Source organism: Synechococcus sp. R6-7 (assembly GCF_047461695.1).
GTDB lineage: Bacteria > Cyanobacteriota > Cyanobacteriia > Thermostichales > Thermostichaceae > Thermostichus.
Genome location: NZ_JANSHS010000005.1, coordinates 1 through 5938 on the forward strand (window position 1 = coordinate 1; position 5938 = coordinate 5938).

Sequence of the window (5938 nt, forward strand, 5' to 3'; positions counted from 1 at the left end):
CCCCGGATCCCCTCAAAGTCGTGAGTGAACAATACTCGCAAAAACCCCAGGTAAGCCCGCGCCCACTCGTCTTCCGGATCCAGCTCGACGATCTGTTGAAAATGCAACTGAGCTGCTTCTGGTTGTAACAGCGCCGCCAACATCAAGCCCAGTTGGTAGTGGCTTTGGATTTGCTGGCTCGGTTGGCCTTGGGCAGCAGCCTGTTGCCGTTCCCCCTCCAGCAGTTGCCGTACCAGGATGCGATCTGGATCCGTCAAAAAAGTCGGGTATTGCAGGGTTGTCCAGGCATTGAGGTAAAGGGAGAGGGCCTGCAGATCCCCAACAGCGGCAGCTCTGGCCGCCCTGCGGAGAGGAAACAAGGGATCCGTTACAAGGGGGGATCCCTCCTTCGGGAAGCTCGACAGGGATCCTCTCCAGGATTGGTGTAGGGAATGGCGGATCCCTTTGAGCGACTGCCATTCCAGGTGGAGAAGGCCACCTCTTGGGAAGTCGGTTATGGGCAGCGTCAAGATCTCTTCCACCAGCCAGCCGCCTGTTGAGTTGAGCTGCAGGCGATTCTGCCCCAGCACCCAGGCCCGCTTCTCCAAAACCCGTCCTTGCCCATCTTCCAGCCGCGCCCAAACCAGCGTCTGGGCCAAGTTCTGAGCTGGGCCTTGCCAGCGTAACTTCCAGGCGGGGATCCCCAGCTCCAACAGCGCCTCAACCTCCACCAGCTCCACCTCCTCAGCTTCAAGAGGCCACTCCTGTACCGTCACCTTTGAAAAGCGAGGGAAGTAAGTGTGCAGCCGACCCAAGGTAGGCAACTCCACCGCCGGATCTTGTCGCCAGTCTGGGCTGCTGCGCAGGTGCTGCCGGATCTGCTCCTTAGTCGGGCCATAAGGGCCAATAATTCCCTGTTCCCCTTCGGCATCCACAAACCCATCCAGCAAGGAGAGCTCCAGCTCCGGCCAGGGGGTTTGCCCGGCAGCGCGGAATGTAACCGGCCAGCGCTGGAGAGCTGCTAAGTAGGTGAGGGTTTCGGAAGAGATCAGCTCTGTATTGGGGAGAACTCCCAACGTGGTGGTCAAACCTGGCTGGATCAAGGATTGGATCCACTGGGTCAGCTCCTGCGTGGGGTGCTTCCCCTGCCAGCGCATCTGGATCCCCGTCCACAGAGGGGCCACCCCTGGGGTGAGGGGCCGACCCAAATTGGCCAAGGCCAAGCAGCCCAGAACTAGCCCTGCACAGACTCCCCTTTGCAAAGCCCACGCACCCCAGCGTTCCTCCAACCACCGGCAAGCCTTTTGGATCCCGCCTGCTGATAACACGGCCAAGAGGGGCAGCAGGGGTAGGGTGAAGCGCACATCTTTGATGTCCACCAGGGTGTAGAGAAGGTAGCCGGAACCGTAGGTGGCCCACAAGACTGCCTCTCGCCTGTCCAGGGATCCCCACCCGCTCAGCAGCGGCAACCCACACAAAAAAGGGCTCATCTGCAGGGGCAAAAGGCGCAAGTAGGCAGTCCACCAGCACAGGGATCCCGCTGGGCAAGTGATGTAGTAGTGGGCAGTCTCGGCGTAAGCCCACCCATTGCTGAGCACAAACAGCCAATTGGCCCTGTACCAAGGCCAGCACAAAAGCAGCGCCACGCCCATGCCCAAGGTCAGATGGGCCAGCCGCACCAACCAAGGGATCCTCTTGCCCGGCAACAGCGGGATCCCCACCAAAGGCAGCAGCAAAAACAGCACCCCTGTCCACTTGGTGAGCAGCACCGCCGCCACCCCCGCCCCCACCCCCACCGCCCCCCGCCAGGAAGGCTTCTCCCCATAGGCCCACAGCGCCCAAAACGCCAGCGTCACCGCCACCACCAGCGGCAACTCCAACATGTACACGTGGGCCAAAGCCGTGATCCCCGGATAGAGGAGCAGCAGCGCCGCCGCCAGCCAGCCCACTTCCCCAGAGCGATAGACCCGCTGTCCCAGCCGCTGGGTTGCCAGAACCAGAACCCCCAGCAACACCAAGTTGAGCAACTGCCCGTCCGCCCGGCTGAAGGGATGCAGAGCCGCCAAGGGGATCCCCAGCCAATAGGCCAAAGGGGGGTAGCGCTGGTTCAAATGCAAAAACTGCTGCCCCCACAGCCCATCCCAGCGAAACCGCTGCAGGTGAAGCCCAAACGCCTGCGCCTGCAACAAATGCTGCGCCTCATCCCAGGCCGGCGGCAAGGGATCCGTGCAGTTCCAGATCACCAGCAGCAGCAGGGCCACCATCCCCAGCCCGGCCCACCACCGCAGGAAAGGGATCCCCGGCCTGTGGGGTCTCTCCGGCAATGTCTCTCTCTCCTCGTCTGTACCGTTCATGCTTTGAAAACAATCCGCAGAGATTCAGCAGACATTGGGATCCCTTGCAACTGCCACCTGGCCTTGCCCCCCAGAGCTAAACTCAACCTGTGTCATTCTCAGCGCTCCTCCCATAGACCGAGAGCTTCAGCATCCCATGATCGCTCCATCTGCCGGCCCAGAAGGGGTTTGGATCCTTGCGGATCAACTCCACCCACAGCAATCCGCCCTCGCTTCCCTCTCGACCCTATCCCCAGACCGAGTTCCCGTCATTCTCATCGAATCTCACCGGTGGGCCAGCTCCCGCAACCACCATCAGCAGAAACTGGTGCTGGTCTGGTCGGCCATGCGTCACTTTGCCCAAGAACTGCAACAGCGGGGCTACCCGGTCACCTACGTGGAAGCCGACAGCTATGCCGAGCCCCTGCAAACCTGGGCCAAGCAGCATCAACTGCAGCAGATCCGCCTCATGCAGCCCGCCGATATTCCCGTCCGAGATGAAATAGAAAAGCTGAGATCCACCCTCCCTTGCCCCCTCCTGATCTTGGAAAACAACCACTTCCTCTGGAGTACTCGTCAATTTATCGACTGGGCCTCAGGCCGCAAGCGCCTGCTTCTGGAAGACTTTTACCGCGAAGGGCGAAGACGCTTCCGCATTCTCATGGATGGCCCCAAGCCCCTGGGCGGGCGCTGGAACTACGACCGGGAAAACCGCCATCCCCCCAAACCCGGAATGCGCTACCCCCAGCCCCTCACCTTTTCCCCCGATGCCATTACCCAGGCTGTCATCGCAAAAGTTAGGCAACACTACGGCCATCACTTCGGATCCTTAGAAGGATTTGGCTGGGCCGTCACCCGCGCCCAAGCCCTGCAAGTGCTTGATCATTTCATTCACGAGCGCCTGCCCCACTTCGGCCCCTGGCAAGACGCCATGCAAGCCGGGGAAGACTTCCTTTTCCACTCGCTGCTTTCTCCCTACCTCAACTTGGGCCTGCTCACCCCCCACGAAGTCATCGCTGCCGTCGAACAAGCCTACCATCGCGGCGGGATCCCCCTGCCCTCCGCCGAAGGCTTCATCCGCCAGATCCTGGGCTGGCGGGAGTACATGCGCGGCTTCTACGAATACCAAATGCCCAACGGCTATGCCCAGAACAACTTTTTTGGCCACCAGCGACCCCTGCCAGAGTTTTTTTGGACGGGCAAAACCGACATGGCCTGTCTGCAGCACACCCTGGATCAAATTCGCCGTCATGGTTATGCCCACCACATCCAGCGGCTAATGGTGCTCAGCAATTTCGCCCTCATCAGCGGCATCCAACCCCAGGCAGTGGAAGCGTGGTTTCAGGATGTGTTTATCGACAGCTACGACTGGGTGATGCAGCCCAACGTCATCGGCATGGGCCTTTTTGCCGATGGGGGCATGCTCTCCACCAAACCCTATGCCGCCTCTGCTCAGTACATCCGCAAAATGAGTGACTACTGCCGTCATTGCCGCTACAATCCCAGCGAAAAGGTTGGCAAACAAGCCTGCCCCATCAATACGTTGTATTGGGACTTCCTGTTGCGTCAGCGATCCCTCTTAGCCCCCTTGGGCAGAATGAAATGGGTATTGATCCATTTGGATCGCATGGAACCGGAGCTGAAGGCCCAGATCCAGGCGCAAGCCGCTGCTTGGTGGGATCCCTTGCAATCTGCACTCGACGAACAGAGTCCATCTCATTTGCAATCTGTCTAAGCACCAGAAGATTAAGCATCCGGTAAAATTGAGGCACCCTCCTACCCACCTGTCGCTTTGTAAGGACTGCAAGCCATGAAATGTCCCCGCTGCAGCAAACAAGAAATCCGAGTTTTGGAATCTCGTTCGGCAGAAGGTGGCCAGAGTGTGCGGCGGCGGCGAGAATGCATGTCCTGTGGCTACCGCTTCACCACCTATGAGCGCATCGAGTTCATGCCCATCATGGTCATTAAACGGGATGGATCCCGCGAAAGTTTCAACCGCAACAAGATCCTGCAAGGGGTGATGCGTGCCTGCCAAAAAACCCCCGTCACCGTCAGACAGATGGAAGAGCTGGTCAATGAGATCGAAGAAAAACTGCAATTGGAAGATGCCCAAGAGGTAACCAGCCTGCGCATCGGCGAGATGGTGCTGGAGCGCCTGCAACACCTAAGTGAGGTGGCCTACGTGCGCTTTGCCTCCGTTTATCGCCAGTTTCAGGGTATAAAAGACTTTGTCAATGAGCTGGAACAGTTGGAACCACCTCTGCGACGGGATCTGGAGCGGCTGCTGCAGGACTCCTCTGCCTCAAATTCCGAATCTCCTGGTTCTCCAGACTTGGTGGGAGAGTATTCGTGACGTGGGAACGACAGCGCAAGCCGGCCCTCCCTGGAAGCAGCGGGGAAATGGCGCTTGTGGGCGGGAAAAATTGCTGTGAAGAGATCGCCCATTCCAAAGGCTTAGCGGTATGCTTGGGGTAGCAATCGCGGCTTACACTAAAGCTAGAGCTGCACGCCTTTAGATTGCCGGTGTTCAGCACTATCCTTGGAGATCCCTGATATCTTGGATCCCTCTGTGTCAAGCTGTCCCAGCCCCCTGTCCTTCCGAGTCGATCCCAATTTATGCAATACGGTTTTCGGGGTTCTAGCCCCTCTGGCGCTCGCAACAGCAACAGTAACCCCAGTGGCTTTCGCTCCCCTGCCGCAATGGAGACGGGGCCAGGGGTGGTGCCGATTCAGTTGTATCAACAAGTGGCCGAAGAGTTGGAGTCTGCCCGTCAGCAGGTAAGCCTGCTTTCCTCGGAAAACCAGCACCTGCGCGCTCTGCATCAGCAGTTGTCTGGAGAGCTCGCTGCCATCACCCGAGAGTTCCAGGGGCAATTGGGCCACACCCTGAAGCGCCTGCAGCAAATCAGCCTACGGCTTGCTGACGCAAATGGCCAGGCTGCCCAAGTTGCTGCAGCTTCTGAAGCCTCTTTCCAACAGAACAGCCCGACTGCCAATCCCGGCCAACCGGAAGCCCCTCCCAGCTACGATTTTTTGAATCGCCTCAAGCGCCGACAGGCCCGCAACGAGACCCCCTCCTTCTCATCCAACGGCTTTGCCCCGTCCTCCTTTGATTCCCTTCGCCACCCTTCCACCCACACCTCTGCCGAGCCCTACCCCCGCACTGGCTACCAGGTTCCTTCCCTGGACGAGTTGATGCAGGATAGGGGCGGCCCGGATCCCTATCTCGGCGAGGCAGACTCCTCAGCCTATTCCACCGGCATTTATCAGCGGGTACGGGAGCAACATCACGGATCCCAGGGCTCTGCCGTACTTTGGATGGCCGCTGCAGTCGTCTTAGTCATTGGATCGTTTGGGTTGGGATTTGTAGCCGTACAGCCGTTTTTGCGCAACAACCCACCGCCCGTGCAAGCACCCTGAGAGCTATTCACAGGATGCTCCAAAAGCCCGCTGGCGGGGTTAGGATGCCCCCAATGCGCTCCGCACCACTGACGAATGACCAGGGGTTATATCTGTGATCCAGGCTGTCGCTGCTCCTCTGACGCCTAACACATTCTTCGAGCATATGCCCGACGAGGGCCGCTTTGAGCTGTGCAATAGAGCATGACTCTAGTCAATAATAAGCT

General features: G+C 59.0%; 4 protein-coding genes. 3 read left to right on the forward strand and 1 reads right to left on the reverse strand.

Translation table 11 applies throughout. The features are described 5' to 3' along the window. A partial coding sequence (locus tag NW815_RS00165) for a hypothetical protein (protein WP_414415606.1) occupies window positions 1–2333 on the reverse strand: 2333 nt, incomplete at its 3' end. A gap of 136 nt (window positions 2334–2469) precedes the next feature. On the opposite strand from NW815_RS00165, the gene NW815_RS00170 reads away from it, so the two are divergent. From NW815_RS00170 to NW815_RS00180, 3 genes are all read left to right on the forward strand, one after another. Continuing rightward, window positions 2470–4047, forward strand: coding sequence for a cryptochrome/photolyase family protein (locus NW815_RS00170; protein ID WP_414390480.1), 1578 nt, complete (start codon window positions 2470–2472; stop codon window positions 4045–4047). Between the two features lie 75 nt (window positions 4048–4122). Continuing rightward, window positions 4123–4665, forward strand: coding sequence for a transcriptional regulator NrdR (nrdR, locus tag NW815_RS00175; RefSeq protein WP_414328718.1), 543 nt, complete (start codon window positions 4123–4125; stop codon window positions 4663–4665). Window positions 4666–4928: 263 nt separating this feature from the next. Then, a complete protein-coding gene (locus NW815_RS00180; RefSeq protein ID WP_414390477.1) occupies window positions 4929–5732 on the forward strand; it encodes a hypothetical protein in 804 nt (267 codons plus the stop codon). Window positions 5733–5938 lie beyond the last annotated feature (206 nt).